Below are 21,356 nucleotides of genomic sequence, written 5' to 3' on the forward strand. Positions count from 1 at the left end.
AGTGGTGATATGGCGCAGAGGCCCAACTCCCAGGATGAGGCCGAGTTCCGGCCCCCCGGGGTGCGGCCTGCTGTGTCGCGGCTCAGGGCCGCCAACTGCCCGCGTTCAACTAAAGGCGGGCACACCCGTGAGCGCTCGGCCGATGAGAAGTTTCTGCACTTGACTGGTGCCTTCGTAGAGAGTGGTCACGCGGGCGTCGCGCAGGAAGCGCGCAACGGGAAACTCGTCGAGATAGCCGTAGCCGCCGAGTACCTGAACGGCGGCGTTGGTTGCGCGAACTGCGGTCTCGGAGGCGAAGTATTTGGCTTTGGAGGCTTCCACAGTGAAAGGGCGCCCGGCGGCCATGAGGGAGGCGACGCGCCAGGTGAGCAGCCGGGCCGCGTCGAGTTCCACCGCAGTGTCGGCGAGAAGCTCTTGGACGAGCTGGTGGCCGGCGATGGATTTGCCGAAGGCGGAACGTTCCCTGGCGTACCGCACTGCGGCGTCCAGCGAGCCCTGGGCGATGCCGACCGCCGCCGCCGCGAGTGACATGCGCCCGGCGTCCAGGGCCGTCATCGCGATCTTGAAGCCGCTGCCGACATCCCCAAGACGATCAGTGTCGGGGACGCGGACGTTCTCGAGGAAGAGGGTGGCGGTGTCCTGGGCACGCAGCCCGAGCTTGCCTTTGATCGGAACTGCGCGGAATCCGTCGCTCGCCGTGTCGACGATGAAGCAGGTGATGCCGCGGGCTCCGGAGGCCGGCCCGGTCCGCGCGAACACGAGCGCGATGTTCGCCCAGGTCCCGTTGGTGATGAAGGTCTTGCTCCCGTCCAGGGTCCAGTCGCCGTCCTGGCGGACTGCCCGGGTGGTGAGCTGGGCGGCGTCGGATCCGTGGTCGGGTTCGGTGAGTGCGAAGCAGCCGATGGCGGTGCCCGCGGCGAGGCGCGGCAGGAAGCGGGCGCGCTGGTCCTCGGTGCCCCAGCGCAGGATCGTCTTGGCCACGAGACCGGCGTGGACCGTGACCACACCGCGCACCGAGGAGTCGACGCGACCCAGCTCTTCGATGAGAAGGCAGTAATTGAGCGGGTCGAGTTCGGCGCCGCCATGCTCGGTGGGGATGGTGGCCCCGAGGAAACCCACGTCGGCGAGCTTGTCGAGGACGGCGCGGTCCATCGCCTCCTGGCGATCCCAGTGGGTGGAATGGGGCGCGATCTCATGTTCGGCGAACTCTCGCGCCACGTCGCGAATCGTCTGCTGTTCGCCTGTCAGTTCGTCATACATGATGGTCCTAGGTTCGGGTCCAGGTATAGAAGCCGCGGCCGGTCTTGCGGCCCAGATGGCCAGCCGCCACCAGCTCGCGAAGTAGGGCGGGTGAAGTGAAGCGGTCCCCAAGGTCGCCGGCGAGGGTTTCGGCGATGGCGAGGCGCACGTCCAGCCCGACGAGATCGGTCGGCGGGAGCGGTCCCAGGACCACGATCGCCGTGCGCTGCCAGTGGCCGCACCACCGCCTCCTTGCCTGGATCGTCTCCGGTTGGGTCTCCTCCCCCGCCACGATCTCGACCAGCGCGGAGCGCGGAACCGGGTTGAAGAAGTGCAGGCCGAGGAAGCGGCCCGGCCGACGGACGTGCTGGGCCAGCCGCGTCACGGGGACGGAGCTGGTGTTCGTGGCCAGCACGGCGTCCGATGAAAGCTCGGAGATCGCCCGCAGGACACCGGCCTTGACCGCGGGGTCCTCGGGAACGGCCTCGATCATCAGGCTCGCATCTGCGGGAATCCGGGCGAGGTCCGTGTCGAGGACGAGTCTCTGGCGGAAGGCGTCCAGGTCGCCGCCCGCCTCCCGGAGGATGTGCTCCTCGGCCTGTTCCAGTGCTTCCGGGCTGGGATCGACGACGGTGACGCGGCTGCCGTGGCTGAGCAGTAGCTGGGCGATGCCGCGTCCCATCGTGCCCGCGCCGACGACGGCGGTGGTCGGGGGACGTTCGGCGTCCTTCATCGAGTGGCGCTCCTGACTATCCGGCAGACGCCGTAGATGACGATCATGGCGGCGGGGGCGATCAGTCCGAGGCCGAGCTGACCGCGGGTGGCGGGGTCGGCGAGCATGGCGATGACGATGCCTACGAGCAGGATCACCGTCAGCCAGCTGAGGTAGGGGTAGGCCCACATCCGCACCGGCAGGCGATCATTGGCGCGTTCGAAGGACCGGCGCAGCTTCAGCTGTGCGGCGGCCACGGCCGCGTAGATGACCATTGCCACGCAGCCCGCGGCGTTCAGCAGGAAGGTGAAGACCGCGTCCGGAGCGAGGTAGGCGATGCCGACGGAGATCCAGCCGACGAGCGTGGCCAGCAGGATCGCCCGCGCGGGTACGCCGCGGCTGGTCGTGCCGGCCAGCCAGCGGGGCGCCTCTCCCTTGTCGGTCAGCGCGAACAGCATCCGGGACGAGGTGTAGATACCGGAGTTCAGTAGGGAGAGCACCGCGGTCAGCACGATCACCTCCATGATCGTCGCCGCGGCGGGCACTCCGAGCCGGTCCAGCAGTGCGACGAAGGGGCTGGAGCGCCCGTCCACCTGGTCGTAGGGCAGCAGGAGGACGATCACCAGGGTGGCGCCGGCATAGAAGGTGACCACCCGCCATACCACCGTGGCGCTCGCCCGCGCGACGGCGCGCACCGGATTCTCGGCCTCGGAGGCGGCGATGGTCACGATCTCGGCGCCGAAGTAGGAGAACACCACGACCACCAGGGCGCTCAGCACCCCGGAGAAGCCGTGCGGGGCGATGGTGTCCGGCCGGATCGCGAGCCCGTGCGTCTCTTGGCCGGGAAGCACCTCCAGCAGGGCGAGAACCCCGACGGCGAGGAACGCGACGATCGCCAGAACCTTGATTGCCGCGAACCAGAACTCGACCTCGCCGAAGACGCGTACGGACAGCAGGTTCAGGACGGTCATCACCGCCATGATCGATGCCGAGATCGCCCACATGGGCGCCTGGGGGAACGCGTTGTGGATGATTTCGGCGCCGGCGATGGCCTCCCACGCCACGACCGTCACCCAGAAGTACCAGTACGTCCATCCGACCACGAACCCCGCCCAGTCACCGAAGGCGAGCCGCGCGTACTCGGCGAACGAACCGAGTGCGGGCCGGGCGGTCGCCATTTCCGCGAGCATGCGCATGACGAGGACGAGGATCAGGCCGCCGACCGCGTAGGCCGCGATGGAGAGGGCTCCGGCGGAGCGGATGACCGACCCGGAGCCGATGAACAGGCCCGCGCCGATGATCCCCCCAAGGGCCATCATGCTGACGTGTCGATGCCGCAGCCCGGCGTGCAGTCCCCCCATGGTTCCCTTGCTGGGCACGGGCTCGGTTTCCATCTCGGTGTTCATGCCGACCCCTCCTTGCCGAAGACAGGACGGCGACGCTCCTGGATGGCGGTGAGCCCTTCGCGTGCATCCGGCCCGGTGAAGCCGAGGAACTCCAGCGCGAGAGCCGCCTCGGCGGAGGGCGCGGCGAGCCGGAACCAGTGGTTGAGCGACCGTTTGGTCCACCCGATGGCGGTTGTCGAGCCACGGGCGAGACGACGGGCGATGTCGGCGGCCGTCGGGAGAACCTCGTCGTCGGACACGGAGAGGGAGACCAGACCGATCTCCGCCGCCTCGACGCCGGTGACCGGTTCCCCCAGGAGGAGCCGGTGTTTGGCGCGCGCCATCCCGCACAGCAGAGGCCACAGCAATGCCGCGTGGTCCCCGGCGGTGACCCCGAGGCCGACATGTCCGTCCAGGAGACGGGCCCCGTGGCCGGCGATCGAGAGGTCCGCGAGCAAGGCGATGGCCAGCCCGGCACCGACGGCCGGCCCGTTGATCGCGGACACGATCGGCTTGGAGCAGTCGAGCATGTTGAAGATGAGCGCGCGCGCCTCTTTCAGGCCTTGAACACGGGCGTTCCAGTCATCGGTGAAGCCGCGGACCCAGCTCAGGTCACCGCCCGCGGAGAAGGCGCCGTTCGCGCCGGTGACCAGGACGGACCGCACACCCGGTTCTGCGTCGGCGTCCACCCAGATTCGGGACATGAGTTCGTGTGTCGTGCCGTCGAGCGCGTTGCGGCGTCCCGGGGCGTCAAGCGTCAGCCGCAGGACTCCGGTCTCGTCCAGCTGCGGCTTCAACGCCGCGTATCGATCTCTGAGATCGCTCACGAGCACTCCTTGTCTCTCGATCGATCGATCGGCTACTGTTTAGCAAGACATGAATCCAAAGGCAAGAGGTGTTAATGACGATCATGCTCGCCTCGGCGGGTGATGGTGTCGCGTTGATCCGGCTCGCACGGCCCCACCGCCGCAACGCGCTCGACTCGCTCTCCGCCACGCGACTCGCAGAGGCCATCGGCACGACGTGCGACGCAAAGGCGATCGTCGTGACGGGCGCCGGAAGCGCCTTCTGCAGTGGCGACGATCTCTACGAGATCTCGACAGCCTCAGCGGACCGATTCCGCAAGGCCATCGAGGCCCTGCAGCGGATCACCCTCGCCATCCTCGACGCCCCGGTCCCCGTCATCGCCGCCATCAACGGTGCAGCCATGGGCGCGGGCCTGGAACTGACCCTGGCCTGCGATCTACGCATCGCCGCGACCACGGCGACCTTCGGCTGCCCGGAGGTGCGGTGGGGTCTGACGGTGACGAACGGGGCCTCGGTACTGCTTCCCGACCTCGTCGGCGCCGAGCACGCCGATTCGATGATCGCCGAAGGACGCACCTTCGACGCTCAGTGGGCGCTCGCTGCCGGGCTGGTCCATGAAGTAGTGCCGGGGGAACACCTGATCCGTCGGGCCGCCCTCATGGCCCGGGGGCTGAATCGCCGGCGACATGTCGAGGACCGTCCCCGGCTTTTGGCGGCCCTGAGTGAAGAGACCCGCGTGGCATGCGGGGCGTGGCACCAGGAAACCGCGCAACGCGCACTGGCCGAATTCAGAGCCGGTAAGGAGTTGTCATGACGCGAACATTGGCCCACCTGCTAGAACATTGGGCACAGCAGCGACCTGATCGTCACGCGGTGGCCGTCGGCGACGAGCGCGTCACCTACCGGGCATTGGCGGCGGACGTCCGCCGCCTGGCGACCAGTCTCGCCAACCGCGGCATCCAGCGTGGCACGGTCGTCGCGCTGCTGATGCACAACTCGGTGGACATGGTTCGCACCTGGCTGGCCCTGACCCACCTGGGCGCCGTCGCGGCGCCGATCAATACGGAATTCCGCGATCAGATACTCGCCCAGGTACTGCGGATCTCAGACGCCATGCTTCTCGTGGCCGACGACGACCTCCTGCCCACCGCCGTCGACGTCGCGCCCACCCCGACCGAACTCGCCTCCTACGCCGATATTGCGGCACCCCGTGATTCGAGCGCGGACAGCCACGTCCTGGAGCCCGTAGAGGCGGACGGCCGGGACACCGCGATGCTCCTGTTCACCTCCGGAACCACAGGGCGCAGCAAGGCGTGCGCACTCAGCCACCGCTACATCACCCGGCATGCGGAGATCTTCTGCGAACAACTCGGCATCAGCGACGAGGACACCCTGTTCTGCCCGTTCCCCCTCTTTCACGCCGACGCCACGATCTTCACGGTCGCACCCTCACTGACCTGCGGGGCGACCGCCGCCCTGGAGAAACGGTTCTCGGCGAGCCGTTTCTGGGACCAGGCACGAGCGCACGGTGCGACAGTCTTCGACTTCATGGGCGCCACACTGACCATGCTCTACAAGCAGGCACCCTCACCCAACGACAGAAGGCACACGCTCCGCCTCGGCTGGGGTGTGCCCCTCCCGGAGTGGGCGCCCGACTTCGAGCAACGGTTCGGGGTCGAACTCATCGAGGTCTACGGACTCACCGATGCCGGGATCGTCCTGTACAACCGGCCGGGTGAGCCGCGGCGACCTGGTAGTTGCGGGCGCGCGGTCCCTCCCTTCGAAGTCCGGCTACAGGACGGGCACGGGTTCGAAACCACTCCCGGCGAAACCGGTGAAATATGCATCCGCGCCAGCGAACCTGGAATGTTGCTGACCGAATACCTGGGCATGCCACAAGAAACGCTTGAGGCATTCCGGGACCTGTGGCTGCACACAGGCGATCTGGCACGGCAGGACGAGGACGGCTTCTTCTACTTCGTCGGCCGGTCCAAGGACATCATCCGGCGTCGAGGCGAGAACATCGCCGCCGGCGACGTGGAGGCAGTGCTCGTCCAGCACCCGGCCATCCGCGAGGTCGCCGCGATCGGAGTGCCGAGCCCGCTGACCGAGGAGGACCTCAAGGTCTGCGTCGTCGTCCAGCCCGGCCACACCCTCAGTCCCCAGGACCTCCTCCGGTACGCGACCGCCCACCTGCCACGCCACATGGTCCCGCGTTACCTGGAAATCTATCCGACCCTACCCAGAACACCGACCGAGAAGGTCGCCAAATACCTGCTCAAACAACGTCCCTTCTCCGACAGCACCATCGACCTCGACACTGAAAGGGCGAAATCGTGACCGAACACACCAAGCTTTCCGACCGGGTGGCCATAGTCAGCGGAGGAGCCAAAGGCATCGGCGCCGCCATCTCGCGCCACCTGGCCGAAGCGGGAGCCCACGTCGTGATCATCGACCTGGACGAGACGGCTGCGACCGCCTATGGCGCGGCCCTGCCGAACGCCGGCGGCGTCGGAGGCGACGTCGCCGACTACGCGGCCATGGATCAGATCGTCACCAGGACGGTCACCGAACACGGCCACGTCGACATCCTGATCAACAACGCCGGCTGGGACCACGTCCAGCCGTTCACCGACAACGACCCGGCGCTATGGGACGCACTCGTCGACGTCAACCTCAAGGGCGTGTTCAACCTGACCCACGCCGCGCTGCCCCGGATGAGAGAGCGAAACTTCGGCCGCATCGTCAATATCGCCAGCGACGCCGGCCGTGTCGGCTCCATGGGAGAAGCCGCCTACTCCGCCTGCAAGGGAGGCACAATCAGCTTCACCAAATCGATCGCCCGCGAGGCGGCCCGCAACGGCATCGCCGTCAACTGCGTCTGCCCCGGGCCGACCGAGACGCCCCTGCTGGCGCAGATCACACAGGACGAAAGGGCAGCCTCGATCATGTCGGCGATCGTGAAGGCCACTCCCACCCGACGGGCCACCCACCCCGACGAGGTCGCGCAGGCCGCCGCCTTCTTCGCCTCCTGTCCGAACCAGATCACCGGCCAGGTGCTGAGCGTCAGCGGTGGGCTCACCATGGCAGGCTGACCCCAGGTGCCCCAGCAAGGAGGAGAACATGCCGAACAGAGCAGCCGATGGCATCGTCGATCAGGAGCCGACCGTCCGGCGAATCAGGCAGGCGGCGGCGAACCTGTTCGCCGAGCGAGGCTTCCACGGAACCGGTATCCGTGACCTCGCCACGGCCGCCGGCATCCGGACCTCGACCCTCTACCACTACATGGGCACCAAAGAGGACCTCCTCGTGGAGATCATGATCGACGCCATCGCCCCGCTCGGGCGGGCAGCGGAGCAGATGCTGGCCGAGATCGACGACCCGCTGGTACGGCTCGCCACACTCGTCGAGCACCACGTCTGGCACCACGTCCGCGAACGCCAACTCACGACGATCGCCGACACCGAGATCCGCGCCCTGGCCGGCCAACACCGCGAACGAGTCCTGCAAGCCCGCGACTCCTACGAAGGGATCTGGCGCACCACCATCTACCAAGGCCGCGAAGCGCATCTCCTCGCCGAGTCCCAGCCCGACATCGCGACCACCGCGCTGCTCCAGATGGCGACCGGCGTCGACTGGTTCTCCGAAGGCCAGACCCTGACGCTGACCACCCTGTGCCGGCTCTACTCCGACTGGGCGCTCAGGCTCCTCCAAGCGGGGAAGAAGCGAGAGGAACTCTCGATCAGCGATCCCCCCGCCTATCTCACCGCCGACTAGTGACATCCTCGTCCAACGCGGTCTGGACGATTGAGCGGGCCCGTCTCCTTTAAACCGCTGTGAGGCTGGGACGTATCAGTCATGGTGATGACCACGGCATCATGAAGTGGGACGGAATCGCTGGGCGGGCCATGTGCTGTCAGGGCATTTCGTCCCGCTGACACGCACTCCAGGGCTTACACACGGTCGGTGGCTGGGCATGTCTGCGCGTTGTCTGCTCGGCGGTTCCGAACCAGACTGGCACGGAGCGGGATGTAGCGGCACGGGGATGATCCTGGATGCGGACAGAACGGTACATGCCGATACTGAGAGCACTGCTCTGATACGAGAGCTCCGGCTTTCCATCCGTAGGTTGTGGGTTCGAGTCCCACGCGACCCACCGATCCCGACCAGGGCAAACATCCTCCTCCGGGTCCACCGGGGATCATGCCTGAGGCCGACCTTAGGCCGAGCTGAGGCCACGAAAGCAGGCTCCGGCCACACGTATCGGCGGGGATTCAATTGGGGGCGGAGAATATTAGTGCACTAGAGGTAGGTTATTCCTCAGCATGAACCCGCCCTTCTGCGTCAGGATGAAGGGCGCTGGGCTCTGGCGGAGGGCCTTGCCGAAGCAGGCGTCGAGGTCGTCCACGGGGCCCGTGAAGCCGAGTTGGTCGGCCCGGCGGGCGTCGACGACGGCGAACCCGACTCTTTTGTTCTTCCAGCCGGAGAAGCTCTGCGAATGGCGGATCACGTCACCGGTCACGACCGCGACTGCGCCGCTGGCCAGAACGCAGTCCACCTTGGCCTCCGCCCACCCGCTGACTTCCGGGTGGCCGGTGAATGCGTGGGAGATCCGGACGACGCCGCCCGCTTTCCCGGGCTTGGGGTCCTGCTCCCATTCCGGATACGTGGCGTGCGCGTCGAACGAAACATGAACCCGGTCTTGCGGGGAGGGGGCGTAGTGCATGCGGGCCGAGCCGGTCAGGCTCACCAACGGCACTTATACTTTCTCAGCCGGCTTGGCCGACGCGCTGGAGGCGCCCATGGCGACGAGCGCGACGGAAGCCACCGCCAAAATGGCGCATTTCCGAGTACTCTTGATCATTTAGTCTCCTGAAAAGGTATCGATTGACGCTCCCTAATTTCCCAGACCCGGTGGCCGCACGCCTCCCCCGCCAGCGGGAAGTCACCGGTACTTGGGAGGGATCAAAAGCGACCTTCGAACTGGACGACACCCTCCGCCACTGGCGAACGCCGTCGGCAGTGGTGGCTGAACTGGCCGTAATGCTGAGCCTGCACGCGGGCGATGCGGATCTGCATGCGGGCTCGTATCAATCGGACGGGTTGGCCGCAGCACTACGTACCAACCGTCATGCGAGGGGGCGGGCGGAGCGGTGAATCGGCGGGCCATGTGCTGTCGGGGCGTGCCGCCCCACCGACACGAACTCCCATGGCTATTACACGCGTTCGGTGGCCGGTATGTTTGCTCGTTGTCTGCTCGGCGGCTCCGAACCGGACTGACACGGAACGGGATGGAGCGGCACGAGGATGGTGCTGGACGCGGACAGAGCGGTACAACCCGATACCGAGAGCACCGCTCTGATATGAGGGCTCCGGCTTTCCATCCGTAGGTTGTGGGTTCGAGTCCCACGCGACCCACCACCTGACCAGGGAAAATACCTGTCCTTGGCTGTGCCGGGGATCATGCCTGGGGGCCCGCCTGAGGCCGACCTGAGGCCGGAAAAGCGGACACCAGCCGACGTTTTTCCGCATCTCATGCCCGTCACCACCAGCGCAACGACCGGACAGCACCGATCACCGCGTCGGCCCCTCGTCCCTCGGCACAGACGTGCTCGAAATGTTCGGTAGGTCCCTTCGTTGGCTGAGACGACACAGATCACAGAGCAGACAGCTCTCCATCACGCAGCCAGCACCGCGGCCGGCCGTTCACCCGAGCTCGCGGCCGCAGAACGTCGCTTGAGCACCGCGGGTCGTCGCCAGCGTTTGGTGCCGGGCACCCGCCACCGGCCGCCGTCGATCACCCTCGACCAGGTGGAACAGGTGGTGGTGGCCACCCTGGAGGAGACCCCGCGAGGCGCCACCCACTGGTCGCGGACCTCGCTGGCCGAACGCAGCGGGCTCAGCAGGTCCACGATCGGACGGATCTGGCGGGACTTCGGCCTCAAGCCGCACCGGACCGGCACCTTCAAGCTGTCGACCGATCCGCTGCTGGTGGAGAAGATCGTCGACATCGTCGGGCTCTACCACGACCCGCCGGAGAAGGCCGTGGTGCTGTGCACCGACGAGAAGTCCCAGATCCAGGCCCTGGACCGGTCGCAGCCGGTGCTGCCGGGCGCGCCCGAGCGTCGCACCCACGACTACGCCCGGCACGGCACCACCGCCCTGCTCGCGGCGTTCAACACCGCCGACGGCAGCGTCATCGGCGAGCTGCACCGCCAGCACCGCGCGACCGAGTTCAAGAAGTTCTTGATCACCATCGACAAGACCGTCCCGGCCGAGCTGGACGTCCATCTGATCTGCGACAACTACGGCACGCACAAGACCCCGGCGGTCAAGGCGTGGCTGGCCCGCCACCCCCGCTTCCACATGCACTTCACTCCGACAGGATCGTCCTGGATCAACCAGGTCGAACGCTGGTTCGGGTTCCTGGCCGAGCAGAAGATCCGCCGCGGTGCCCACAAGAGCGTTCAGGCGCTGGAGGCCGACATCCGCGACTGGATCCGGCAGTGGAACGACCACCCCAGGCCGTTCGTGTGGACCAAGACCGCCGAAGATCCTCGAACCCCTCGCACGATTCTGCCGACGGTTTTCAGGCAGATCACACTAGCCTCCGCCTCGGACGTGGTTGAGGCCCATTCAGCGCACTGACGTCGTCGCTGTGTCACGGCACCCGCCCCCGTACTTCGCCCACGGAGCCCTGCGACGGACGCCGGCGGGCCGGCGCCGTCAGCCGAGTTCCCCGGCCAGGTGCCCAGCGCTTCGCGAAATTCATTTTCTCGAACGCCACCGGCCCGTCGCCTGCCCGAGCGTGCGGATCTGACCGCGCACGAGATCGTCATGCACCTCTGATCGGGCCTGCCGCGGGCCGGTCAGGTTCGAAAGTTATCTCCTCAGAGAAACCTCAGGCTTCAACCAAGCGTGCGGCCGCCGGCTGCCCGATGATCGAGTTGTCCGCCCCGGTACCGAACCCGAGAGTTGAACGAGCATGTGCAGGCGCCACGCGCTACCGCCAGGCCGCGGGGACGAGATCACTCGGTCAGGAACGCGTCGAGGCGGGATAGGAATTCGGCCCAGGCCGGTTCGGAGGCGGTGAGCAGGTGATTGCCGCTGTCCAGCAGGACGAGGCGGCTGTCGGGGATGAGCGCGGCGAGTTCGCCGGCCTGCGAGGCCGGGACCCGCGCGTCGTCGCGAGAGTGCAGGATCAGCGTCGGGCAGTCCACCCGGTGGGCGATACCGGAAACGTCGATCCGGGCGAACTCCTCCAGAAAGCGCACCCCGTTGGCCGGCGACGTCGTCCGCCGCTGGAACGCGGCGAACTCCTCCCATTCCTGCGGAGTGCCGTCCGGCAGGAACTGCGAGGCGAAGACCCGCAGGAAGCTGGGATCCCGGTGGCCCCACCCCACGCGGGGCCAGGTCCAGGTCGAGTGCCGCCGCGTCGCGCTCGGCGTCGTCGCGGGCCCGGACGTGCCGTCCGCGCGCATAGGCCCCGGCGAGGACCAGGCGGCTGACCCGCTCGGGATGCCGCGCGGCGTAGGCCACCGCCACCGCGCCGCCCTGCGAGACACCGAGCAACGGGAACCGGTCGAGTCCCACCGCCTCGACCACGGCCTCAAGGTCGTCGACCCAGTCGTCGAAGCCGAAGCCGGGCACCTGCCAGTCCGACAGACCGCACCCCCGCTCGTCGTAGCGGATCAGCTGACGGTCGCGCGCGAGGCCACTGATCCAGTGCGACCACACCGGGCTCGTCCGCTCAAGGTCGAGGTGGGTCATCCAGTTGGCCGCCTTGAGCAGCGGCGGACCCGAGCCGAGGGTGGCATAGGCGATGCGGGCGCCGTCGTCGGCCCGGCAGAACCGGATGATCTGGTCGGCGCCGCTCGGTCCTTCCGCCGCCACCGACCCGGCGCCGACCCGCCGGGGGGCTCCGGCCGGGTCCACCGTCAACGGGCCGACGAACTGGTAACCCCGCCGGTGCACGGTGCGGATCAGCCGTTGTTCGCCGCCGGTGTCCCCGACGGCGAGACGAACGGTTCGCAGCGCCGTGGTGAGCGCGGCCTCGCTGACGAACCGGTCGCCCCACACGACGTCGAGGAGCTCGTTCTTCGGCACCACCCGATCCCGGTGCGCTACCAGGTGAGACAGCAGATCGAGAGCCCGAGGCGCGACGTGCACCGGCTCGCCGGCCCGGAAAAGTCGGAAAAGCGCTGTGTCCAGTTCGTATTCACCGAAACGGTAGATAATCCCCGGCACCGATCCAGTTTACCGCGCATGGCGATCGCCTCTTTATGCGCCCGGAGACCACCCCGCCCTTCAGGTTCATCCCGTGCTGTCGCGGTCGTGAGGAGACGATGTGTCGAGTGATGGATTTCCCAGCCACGAGCTGCTGTTCGGCGATCCGGCGATCCGTGCGGAGGACGCGGCACGCTCGGTCCACTCACCGGCCGCCTATCTGGTCGAGTTGCTGAGGCTGCTCGAGGGAACGTTCGAGCGGCCCGCGCTCCTGGAAAGGCGTCCTGATCTCGAACAGGTGGTTCTGGACGGCGAGAACACCTATACCGAGTCGCCGTATCTCGACATCGTCAACGACATCCTCGAACGGCTCGTCGGCGACGATCCCTACGGTGAGCTGCGAACGCGCGCCCATCCGCTCGGGCTGCCCTTCTCGCTGCGAAACGAGCGGCTCAAGAAGTACCTCGACTACTTCGAGGTCACGCCGGACGGGTTGTACCTGCTGTTCACCTCCCGGATCGACCACGACATCCTGGCCCGCGAATACCTCGGCCTGTCTCCCGAGGACGTCGCCGCCCTCACCACCGTGCTGGACGAGGCGGGCCTGGCCGAGACCCTGGGCCGACGACGGGACGGGTCAGGAGCGTGCTCGGCGTAGGTCGGTTCGCCGCCTTATCGGGCTGAGCGTGGCGGGCGGCGAAGGTTTGGGAATGCGGAGTCGGCGATTGGGGCGCCCTTGCGTTCGTATCCGTCGCCCGGATTCCAGTTCGGTTCTCAAACGGTCGAGGTGGACGAGAAGCTCGCCATGGAGCGGCCAGTCAGGGCTGTCGGCCCGCAGCATCTCGGTCAGCTTTACGCGCTCTTCGCGCGCGGCGTCCAGGTGGGAGGCGAGCGAGTCCTCGAACTCGGTGGTTCCTGTGGCGAATTGCTGCCGGCGCATTCGCCCGTAGGTGCTCATCGCCGAGGCCAGGTGTCCTATGGTCGTGGCCAGCTGGATGCGGGTGTCGCTCCTGGACAGGGGGTCCTCGCGCCCCTGCTCAGGCCCGTTGGCATGGTCGGTGAGGCAACGTGCGAGGCCGCGGATGGTGATTCCGCAGTGTTCCAGTGCGACCAAGGTCTCCCGCAAAGCCACCATTGACCGCAGCATTCCGACGCCCTGCGGGTTGAGGCGGATGCTCTCCTCGGCATGCACGAGTTCGCCGTCCACGCGTTGGACTTCCCGGCTGAGGGTGCGGGCCCGGAAGAGCGACTCGTCGAATGTGCGTGGCTCGGGGCGCTTCTCCACAGCGTCGGCGATGTCGTGGAGGTGCCGGGCCATGGTGCCGCTGAGGTCCTCCAGCGCCTCCTCGGCTGCCTGGATCTTGACGGGCGAGGTCAGGAACCCGGCGACCAGGCCGGTGAGCGCGCCGACGAGGGTCTCCACGATCCGCCCCTCGGCCGCGGCGCCGGTGTCGAGGGACAGGATGAGCATGGCGCTGATCGGCACCTCGAGGATGTAGTTGCCGAGCCGCATCGCGAATCCGCAGATCAGCGCGGCCGTGATGGCCAGGCCCAGGCTCCACCAGCTGAATCCCACCAGGCTCGACAGCAGTGCCGCGACCATCACACCGACCACGACGCTGACGACGCGCTGCCAGACATGGTGGATGGTCTGGTACAGCGTGACCTGGACGACGAGGAGTGCGGTCAGAGGAGCGAGGACGGGCCTTGGGCTGGTGCCGGGCAGCCATGACGCGAGCTGGAACGAAAGGACCGCTGTCACGGCGAGGCGGGCGATCACTATGGCTGTCGGCTGTGTGCGCAGCCGCTTCAGGCGCACCCGCACCGGTGTGACGGCGGTGCGGGCTGCTGCACGTATCCGCTGGTCACCGATCATCTCACACCCGACGGCCGGTCATCGGTTCAGGCGCTCGAACGCCAGGCGGACGGCCATCGCCCCCTCTCCCACCGCAGAGGCGACGCGCTTGATCGAGCCGCTCCGCACGTCGCCGGCGGCCAGCACGCCGGGGAGGTTGGTCTCCAACGGCAGGGCCTGCCGGCCACCGGTGCGCACATATCCCTTGTGATCGAGGTCGACCGTGCCGGACAACCAACCGACGCAGGGGTCGGCTCCGATGAAGACGAACAATGCGCGCACCTTGAAGCGGCGGACTTCACGAGTCTGCTTGTTCCCCGTGACGACTTCCTCCAGCAGATCGTGACCGTGCAGTTCACGGACCTCGGTGTTCAGGAACACGTCGATCTCGGGGCAGTGCTCGATCCGGTCGATGAGGTAGCGCGACATGTTCTCGCTGAGCTCCGCGCCCCGGACGAAGAGCAACACGCGTGTGGCATGCCGGGCCAGGAACACGGCCGCCTGACCGGCCGAGTTGCCGCCGCCGACGATGGCCACGGGCACGTGCCGACATTGCAGTGCCTCAACCTGAGTCGCGGCGAAGTACACGCCGGCACCGTCGAAGTCGTCCAGATGCGGGACGTCCAGCCGGCGATAACGGGCGCCGGTCGCGATGACGACGGTGCGGCCGGACAGCTCGCCGCCTCCGCCGAGGTCGACGGTGTACCGGCCATTGCCCACCCGCAGGCCCGTGGCGTCGCCGGGCACGTGGAGCTTCGCCCCGAATTTCCCGGCCTGGATGACCGCCCGATCGGTCAGCTCCGCGCCCGAAATGCCGCCAGGGAAACCGAGGTAGTTCTCGATCTCGGATGATGTGCCGGCCTGCCCTCCGGTGGCGATGGCGTCCACGACCATCGTGTCCAGGCCCTCCGAGGAACCGTACACGGCCGCGGCCAGCCCGGCCGGGCCCGCGCCGATGACGAGCATGTCGTACGCCGACGAGGCCGGTGCCGGTGGGGGCAGCCCGAGCAGCCGTGGGAGTTCGTCGTCCCCCGGATTGCGCAGCACTCGCTCACCGTTCAGGATCACGACGGGTGTCTCCGACGCCCGGACGCTGAGCTCCCTGAGCAGCGATTCGGCGTCCTCATCGTCCTCGACGTCGATCCATCGGTGCGGCAGCCGGTTGCGCGCGGCGAAGTCGCGCAGTCGGCGGCAGCGGGGAGAGAACCGCGAGCCGATGATCCGCAGCCCGGCGCCCTGCTCGACGAGCAGGGCGCGGCGGATGAGGAACGCGCGCAGAACGATGTCGCCGAACCAGGGCTCCCTGCCGGCCAGCTCGCGCAGCCGCCGTGGCGGCACCGCGATCACTTCGCCCGGCTCCTCGACGCGGGCGGTGAGGAACGTGGGCTGACCGGTCAGCAGGCCCAGCCCGCCGAGGAAGCGCCCCGGACCGTGCACCCGGATGACTTCGCCCTTGTCGAGCATCGCCACCGTCCCGGCCAGGATCAGGAAGAAGTCGTAGGCACGGTCCCCTTCGGAGAAGAGGACGTCGCCACGGCGGGTCGGGCGTCGTTCCCCGTATGCCGCGACCAGCTCGACCTGCTCCCGGTCGAGCCGGGGGTAGGCGCCGTACAGATCAGATGTCTCTTCCAAGGGCTTCCTCCACCCACGTTCGGAGTGGACCAGCAGGTACGGCGCCCGCTCTCTGGTCGATCACCTTCCCGTCACGCATCAGTAGGAGCGTGGGAACGGCACGCACGGCGAAGCGCTCCTGAATGTATGGCGCCCGGTCGATGTCGATCTTCACGAGCTTCAGCCGCCCGGCCATCTCGTGGGCGATGCGCTCCAGTACCGGGCTGACCGTGCGGCACGGCGCACACCAGGTCGCCCACAGGTCGATGATGACCGGGACCGAGGAGCGCTCGGCCACCTCGGCGAAATCCTCGTCTCCGGCTTCTGCGATCCACGGGAGCGGCCGGTGACAGTTGCCGCAGACTGGACCACCGTCGGCGGCTGCCGGCACACGGTTCTTCTTGCCGCAGTGCTCGCAACGGATGATCATCGGCTCCTCCCGCTGGCGTGGGCGGGTCGCCCCCGTGAGGGTCAGTCCTTGACCTCGATGTGGCGGTCCTTCTCGGTCGTGGCCTTGGGGACCGTCACGGTGAGCACGCCATCGCCGAGGTTCGCGTCGACCCGTTCAGCGTCGATGTCACCGGGCAGGTACACGCGGTACTCGAATCGGCCGCTGCGCCGCTGCTTGCGATGCCGCAGCCCACGGCTCTCCCGCTCCTTGACCTCTCCGGTGATGGTCAGCTCCCGATCGTGCAGTGATACGTCGATCTCGTCCTTCTTCAGGCCGGGAAGTTCGGCCTCGATTACATAGGCGTCGTCGGTCTCGCTCACGTCCGCCGCAGGTGCCCAGGGCATCTCCGTGGTGGTGCCGGCGAAGGCCGCGTTGACCAGCTGTTCCATCTGCTCGTAGAGGGGGTCGAATGCCCGCGGCCTCGGGGTGAGCATCGTGTCTCCGGGGTGGCGGATGCTGGGCAGTGCCATGGTCTGATCCTCTCGTTGGGGACGTTCTCTGAGTGGGACGTTGCCCGTCCGGCCGGTCCGGCACATCCTCAGAGTTGACAGGTCTGGACGGGGCGGCGCCCGGTCAGCCGACTTCCCGGATGTCGGGGTCCTCGAGATCGAGCCACCGGTCCACGGCCCGCAGGACTTCGGCGCTGATCTTGCCTCTGGAGTAGAGCCGGCGCAGCTTCTCGCGCTGCGTCCGCACCAGTTCGCGGCGGAGGCCTAGGGAGTCGGTGACCTCCTCGTCGAGGTCCTCGCCGAATTCGGTGCGAATCTGGTCCAGGAGATCCTCGTACAGCTGGTGGAAGGTCCTGCCGGTGCGATCGTCGACCTCGCCGTTCTCGATGAGCTCGTCCAGCCGTGCCAGGGCTGCCTCCACCACTGCCTTTCGCGCCTCCTGGTACTCGATCCGGACGCGGTCGGACTCGGCCAGGCCGAGCCGTCTCAGCAGGCCGGGCAGCGTGGTCGCACACCCGAGCAGGGTGATGAACACGACGGCGCCGGTCACGAACAGCCGCTCTCCGCGTCGTTCCGGCGGTAGGCCCGGCGCCGACACCGGCAGGGACAGCACGATCGCCAGTGAGATCGCGCCTCGCATGCCGCTCCAGCCGATGGCGAGCCGCTCGCGCCAGTTCAGATGGTCGAAGGCGACGTGCCGGCCGGGCAAGTACCGGGAGAGCGGGAAGACGAACTGGGTCCAGGCCAGCCGCAGGGCCACGATGGCGGCCGTGACCGCGGCCGCGCCCAGGATCGCCGGCGACCATGCCGAGCCGGTCAACTCACGCACGATGACGCGAATCTCAAGACCGAGCAGCACGAACAGCGCCGACTCCAGGAGGAAGACCAGCACCTGCCAGAACAGATGACCGGGCAGCCGGGACGCCGGCTGGAGCATGCCCTCTCCGCGGGTGCCCAGATAGAAGCCCGCGCAGACGGTGGCGAGTACCCCGGAGAAGCCGAGTTCGTCGGCCGGGACGAACGCCAGGTACGGCGTCAGCAGGGACACGATGATCTGGCTGGCGGGATCGCGGATCCGGCGGCGGAGGCGGGACGCGATGAACCCCACCGCCAGGCCGTACGCCACGCCGCCGGCGACGACCTCGGCCAGCCGTGCGATGCCGTGGCCGACGGTGAAGGGTGTCGTCAGCGCCTCGACGGCCAGCACGAAGGCGGTGAGCGCGACGGCGTCGTTGATGAGGTTCTCCCCTTCGACGATGGTCGCGATCCGGTTCGGCGCGTTCAGCCGCTTCATGATCGAGATCGCGGCGACGGGGTCGGTGGGGGCCACGGCGGCACCGAGGGCGACGGCCGCCGCCCAACCCAGATCGGGCAGGACCCCGCGCAGGACCACGGCGACGGTGAAGGTGGTCACCGTCGTCAGGCCGATCGCGAGCGCCGTGATCGGCACTGCGTCCGCCTTCGCCTCGCGCGGGGAGCTGAAGAACGCGGCGTAGTAGACGAGCGGGGGCAGGAAGCCCAGTAGCACCAGTTCCGGTGGCAGCTCGATCTCGGGCATGCCGGGCAGGAACGCGGCCGCTGCGCCGAGGACGACGAGAAGGATCGCGTCGGGTATCCCTAGGCGCGAGGACAGGGCCCGGGAGAGCAGTAGCACGGCCGTGATGACCAGGCCGACGATGAACAGGGATTCCGAACCCATGATCGCGGCCTTCCCGCGGGAGACCCCGTCCAGCCGAACAGGCAGGTAGCGAAATGTACAAGCGGGACGGATTTTCCGGCGATCACTGCCGGGGCGAGTGAATCGCGCCAGTAGCGGCTGCTACCCGGACTGAGGATACGAGGCGCATCGCGGCACACGCAGGGTGTGGACGTGACCGAAGTACCTCTGCTGGGTTCGAAACTGCAGCCGCCCGCCCCTCCACCAGGGCTGGTGGAGCGGCCACGCCTCGGCCGCGTCCTCGACACCGCGCGGCAACACCCGATGACGCTGGTGAACGCTCCGCCCGGCTGGGGGAAGTCCGTGCTGCTGAGCTGGTGGACGAGGGCGACCGACTTTCGGGTCGGCTGGTTCGGCATCGAAGACGGGGACGACCCCCGATTCTGGTGCTATCTGCGGGCCGTACTGATCTCCACGGGGGGTTTCGCGGGGCATGCCCTGCCGTCGCCGGACGAGATGCGCCATGAAGAGTTCCTGCCCCGGCTGGCGGCCGAGCTGGCCGAGCTGCGCGATCCCGTGGGCATCGTTCTCGACGATTTCCATCGAATACGGGACCCGCGGGTCTTGAAGGGGCTGGAGTATCTGGTTCAGCACGCCGGGCGGGCACTGCGGGTGGTCATCGTGACGCGCGGTGGCCCGGGACCTCCACTGGCGCGCCTGCGGCTCGCCGGGGCGGTCACCGTGCTGGAGGCAGCGGAGCTGTCCTTCACCATGCCGGAGACCGTCGAACTGCTGGCCGCACTGGGCCTGGAGCTGCCTGACCGCTACACGCGCATCCTGCTCCGGCGCACAGAGGGCTGGCCGGCGGGCCTGCGGCTGGCGGGGCTGTCCATGCAAGGACATCGTGATCCGCTGCGCTTCGTCGGTGGGCTGACCGGCGACCACGAGACCATCGCGGGCTATTTCACCTCGGAAGTGCTGGACAGACTCGACGGCGCGCATCTGGAGGTCCTGCTGTACGGCTCTGTGCTGGAGCGGATCAACGGCAGCCTGGCGGACGCGCTGACCGGCCGGTCGGACGGGGAACAGATCCTGGCCGAGCTGGGGAACGCGGGGGCATTCCTCGACCCGGTCGACGACCGGCGCTCCTCGTATCGCTACCACCATCTTCTCGGCGAGTTCCTTCGTCGTGAGCTGGCCAGGCGAGAGCCGCGGCAGGTTCCCCACCTGCATCGGCGGGCGGCCGCCTGGTATGCCGCGCGGGGCTCGTCCCCGGACGCGCTGCACCACGCCCTCCTGTCCTTGGACTGGCGGATGGCCACGGACCTGCTGGCCGACCATTGGCCCGATCTCGTTGTGTCGGGTCCGGACCGGCCGCTCTGGGCGTTCGATGCCGCGCCGCCAGAAGCGGCATTTCGCGTCAACTCGGATCTTGCGCTGGCCTGTGCGTTAAACCAGCAGATTCTCGGCGATCGGCGAGGTACCGACCGTTACCTGCGGCTTGCCGGTGATCAGACCACCGAGGCCGACGACGACAGGATCACGGCGATCCGCTTGGCGCGGTCGGTGGCGGTGGGTGACGTCGCCGCGACGTTCTCCCAGGCGTCACGGCTCCTCGCACACCGGGACGGCGATCGCACCCGCTCTGTCGCCCTTTCCGCACTCGGCACGGCCCAGCTGGCCACCGGCGACCTGCGCATGGCAGAACGGGCACTGGACGACGGGCTGGCCGCGGCCGAGCGGGCGGGCCTGGAACGGGTCCGGGCCGCGTGCCTCAGCAGGCTCGCCGTGGTCCGTGCGCTGCTCGGCGAACTCCATCTCGCGGAGCAGGCCGCTCAGGATTCGCTCGGCTTCGCGACGTCCCCCGCGGCTTGCGGATACGCCCAGCTGGCCCTGGCGATCACGCATCACGAATGGGGGGAGGCTGACGAGGCGGCCCGATACCTGGATCTCGCCGACAGCAACGGCGACCAGTTGCTCGCCGCACTGATCAGCATCGTCCGGCTGTGGTTGCTCCAGGCTGGCCGATCCCAGGCCGGAGCGGACGAGGTGTTGCGCGAGGTCCGCCACCAGCTCACCGGCTGGGCGGTGCCGAGATACATCGCCCACCGGTTCACCGCCGCCGAGGCGGCGCTGCGGACGAACTTCGGGGACACCGGCACGGCCGCGAGGCTACTGGCCGACCAGGTTGGGGCGTCGGGCGGCTCGGCCCCGCTGGCGGTCGCGCTCGCGCGCACGCAGCTGAGAAACGGCGATCTGGACGCGGCGATACGGACGGCCGCCGGAGCTCCGAACATGGAACTGGGGGGCAGCCTGGAGGCGGGCCTCCTGGAAGCGCTGGCCGCCGACCGCCTCGGCCAGGACCGGCACGCGTCCGCGATCCTGGAGAAGGCCCTGCAACTCGCCGATCAGGAGCGTTTCCGGGGTGTGTTCATCCGCGAGGGCCCGGCCGCGCGGCGGCTGCTGAGCGCCCACCTGGACTCCGGGACGGCATACTGGCCGTTCGTCCTGGACATCATCGAGTGCGCCGCCGAGCGGACGGACCACCCCGTCGCGCCGCTGACCGAGCGGGAGCTGACGGTGCTGCGGTATCTCCAGAGCGTCCTGACGACCGAGGAGATCGCGGCCGAGCTGCACGTCTCGGTCAACACCATGAAGACGCACATGCGCCACATCTACCGGAAGCTCACCGCCTCCCGGCGCCGGGAGGCGGTGCGCAAGGCGCGGGAGGCTCAGCTTCTCTGAGCGCCGCCGCTCTCTTGTCCGCTGCGGTGACGGTTCCGGAAGGCTCGGAACAGGCGGAGCGGGAACAGCCCGATCAGCGGAGCGCGCTTGCCGAGATCCTCGCGATCCTCCCGGTTGAAGGCACGGGCGTAACGGGCGGCGTCCGCGGCGGTCTCGTACTCCTTGGCACCTCCGGCCGCGCATTTCCGGTCGCAGATCCACACCAGCATGTTCCCTTCA

At 68.2% G+C, this 21,356-nt stretch carries 18 protein-coding genes and 2 pseudogenes; 7 read left to right on the forward strand and 13 right to left on the reverse strand.

Translation table 11 applies throughout. The features are described 5' to 3' along the window. Positions 1–105 precede the first annotated feature (105 nt). The 4 genes from K8Z49_RS23155 to K8Z49_RS23170 are packed head-to-tail and all read right to left on the reverse strand — an operon-like array spanning position 106 to position 4,163. Positions 106–1,260, reverse strand: coding sequence for an acyl-CoA dehydrogenase family protein (locus K8Z49_RS23155; RefSeq protein ID WP_412520831.1), 1,155 nt, complete (start codon positions 1,258–1,260; stop codon positions 106–108). 7 nt (positions 1,261–1,267) lie between these two features. Next, the gene (locus K8Z49_RS23160) at positions 1,268–1,972 is read right to left on the reverse strand and encodes a 3-hydroxyacyl-CoA dehydrogenase family protein (protein WP_412520833.1); all 705 of its coding nucleotides are present in this window, start codon (positions 1,970–1,972) and stop codon (positions 1,268–1,270) included. Continuing rightward, the gene (locus tag K8Z49_RS23165) at positions 1,969–3,357 is read right to left on the reverse strand and encodes an amino acid permease (protein WP_412520835.1); all 1,389 of its coding nucleotides are present in this window, start codon (positions 3,355–3,357) and stop codon (positions 1,969–1,971) included. Before K8Z49_RS23165 ends, K8Z49_RS23160 begins: the two co-directional genes overlap by 4 nt. Further along, positions 3,354–4,163, reverse strand: coding sequence for an enoyl-CoA hydratase/isomerase family protein (locus tag K8Z49_RS23170; RefSeq protein ID WP_412520837.1), 810 nt, complete (start codon positions 4,161–4,163; stop codon positions 3,354–3,356). Before K8Z49_RS23170 ends, K8Z49_RS23165 begins: the two co-directional genes overlap by 4 nt. Positions 4,164–4,237: 74 nt before the next feature. On the opposite strand from K8Z49_RS23170, the gene K8Z49_RS23175 reads away from it, so the two are divergent. Genes K8Z49_RS23175 through K8Z49_RS23190 form a run of 4 tightly spaced genes read left to right on the forward strand, consistent with a single transcriptional unit; the run spans position 4,238 to position 7,920 of the window. Then, positions 4,238–4,957, forward strand: coding sequence for an enoyl-CoA hydratase/isomerase family protein (locus K8Z49_RS23175; RefSeq protein WP_412520839.1), 720 nt, complete (start codon positions 4,238–4,240; stop codon positions 4,955–4,957). Next, a complete protein-coding gene (locus K8Z49_RS23180; protein WP_412520841.1) occupies positions 4,954–6,483 on the forward strand; it encodes an AMP-binding protein in 1,530 nt (509 codons plus the stop codon). Before K8Z49_RS23175 ends, K8Z49_RS23180 begins: the two co-directional genes overlap by 4 nt. Next, entirely contained in the window at positions 6,480–7,238 is a 759-nt protein-coding gene (locus K8Z49_RS23185; protein WP_412520842.1) for an SDR family NAD(P)-dependent oxidoreductase, read from the forward strand. Before K8Z49_RS23180 ends, K8Z49_RS23185 begins: the two co-directional genes overlap by 4 nt. 28 nt (positions 7,239–7,266) lie before the next feature. Next, on the forward strand, positions 7,267–7,920 hold the full coding sequence (locus K8Z49_RS23190) for a TetR/AcrR family transcriptional regulator (protein WP_412520844.1): 654 nt from the start codon (positions 7,267–7,269) through the stop codon (positions 7,918–7,920). Between the two features lie 517 nt (positions 7,921–8,437). Here K8Z49_RS23190 and K8Z49_RS23195 read toward each other — a convergent pair. Then, positions 8,438–8,893, reverse strand: coding sequence for a hypothetical protein (locus K8Z49_RS23195; RefSeq protein ID WP_412520846.1), 456 nt, complete (start codon positions 8,891–8,893; stop codon positions 8,438–8,440). A gap of 1,043 nt (positions 8,894–9,936) precedes the next feature. Between K8Z49_RS23195 and K8Z49_RS23200 the strand changes: the two are divergent. Continuing rightward, positions 9,937–10,750 (forward strand): annotated as a pseudogene (locus K8Z49_RS23200) (IS630 family transposase); the annotation flags it as partial. 421 nt (positions 10,751–11,171) lie between these two features. On the opposite strand, the gene K8Z49_RS23205 reads toward K8Z49_RS23200, so the two are convergent. Then, a complete protein-coding gene (locus tag K8Z49_RS23205) occupies positions 11,172–11,624 on the reverse strand; it encodes an alpha/beta fold hydrolase (RefSeq protein ID WP_412521364.1) in 453 nt (150 codons plus the stop codon). 13 nt (positions 11,625–11,637) lie between these two features. Further along, positions 11,638–12,390, reverse strand: a pseudogene (locus K8Z49_RS23210) (alpha/beta fold hydrolase); the annotation flags it as partial. A gap of 100 nt (positions 12,391–12,490) precedes the next feature. Between K8Z49_RS23210 and K8Z49_RS23215 the strand changes: the two are divergent. Next, a complete protein-coding gene (locus K8Z49_RS23215; protein WP_412520848.1) occupies positions 12,491–13,027 on the forward strand; it encodes a Tc toxin subunit A in 537 nt (178 codons plus the stop codon). Here K8Z49_RS23215 and K8Z49_RS23220 read toward each other — a convergent pair. From K8Z49_RS23220 to K8Z49_RS23240, 5 genes are all read right to left on the reverse strand, one after another. Next, positions 13,007–14,245: an FUSC family protein gene (locus tag K8Z49_RS23220; protein ID WP_412520850.1), complete on the reverse strand. Its 1,239-nt coding sequence runs from the start codon at positions 14,243–14,245 to the stop codon at positions 13,007–13,009. The genes K8Z49_RS23215 and K8Z49_RS23220 overlap by 21 nt on opposite strands. Positions 14,246–14,263: 18 nt before the next feature. Next, on the reverse strand, positions 14,264–15,856 hold the full coding sequence (locus K8Z49_RS23225) for an FAD-dependent oxidoreductase (RefSeq protein WP_412520852.1): 1,593 nt from the start codon (positions 15,854–15,856) through the stop codon (positions 14,264–14,266). After that, positions 15,840–16,265 (reverse strand): thioredoxin, encoded by a 426-nt coding sequence (gene trxA, locus K8Z49_RS23230; protein WP_075021465.1) that lies wholly within the window; start codon positions 16,263–16,265, stop codon positions 15,840–15,842. Before trxA ends, K8Z49_RS23225 begins: the two co-directional genes overlap by 17 nt. A gap of 41 nt (positions 16,266–16,306) precedes the next feature. Then, positions 16,307–16,756 carry an Hsp20/alpha crystallin family protein gene (locus K8Z49_RS23235; RefSeq protein ID WP_021591213.1) on the reverse strand — a complete coding sequence of 150 codons (450 nt, stop codon included), beginning with the start codon at positions 16,754–16,756 and terminating at the stop codon, positions 16,307–16,309. 103 nt (positions 16,757–16,859) lie between these two features. Beyond that, positions 16,860–18,434: a Na+/H+ antiporter gene (locus K8Z49_RS23240; protein WP_412520855.1), complete on the reverse strand. Its 1,575-nt coding sequence runs from the start codon at positions 18,432–18,434 to the stop codon at positions 16,860–16,862. 171 nt (positions 18,435–18,605) lie between these two features. Here K8Z49_RS23240 and K8Z49_RS23245 point away from each other — a divergent pair, with 171 nt between their 5' ends. Beyond that, entirely contained in the window at positions 18,606–21,137 is a 2,532-nt protein-coding gene (locus K8Z49_RS23245) for a LuxR C-terminal-related transcriptional regulator (protein WP_412520857.1), read from the forward strand. Here K8Z49_RS23245 and K8Z49_RS23250 read toward each other — a convergent pair. Beyond that, positions 21,125–21,346, reverse strand: a complete 222-nt coding sequence (locus K8Z49_RS23250) for a hypothetical protein (RefSeq protein ID WP_200871721.1) — start codon at positions 21,344–21,346, stop codon at positions 21,125–21,127. The genes K8Z49_RS23245 and K8Z49_RS23250 overlap by 13 nt on opposite strands. Positions 21,347–21,356 lie beyond the last annotated feature (10 nt).

Source organism: Actinomadura madurae (assembly GCF_047130825.1).
GTDB lineage: Bacteria > Actinomycetota > Actinomycetes > Streptosporangiales > Streptosporangiaceae > Spirillospora > Spirillospora madurae.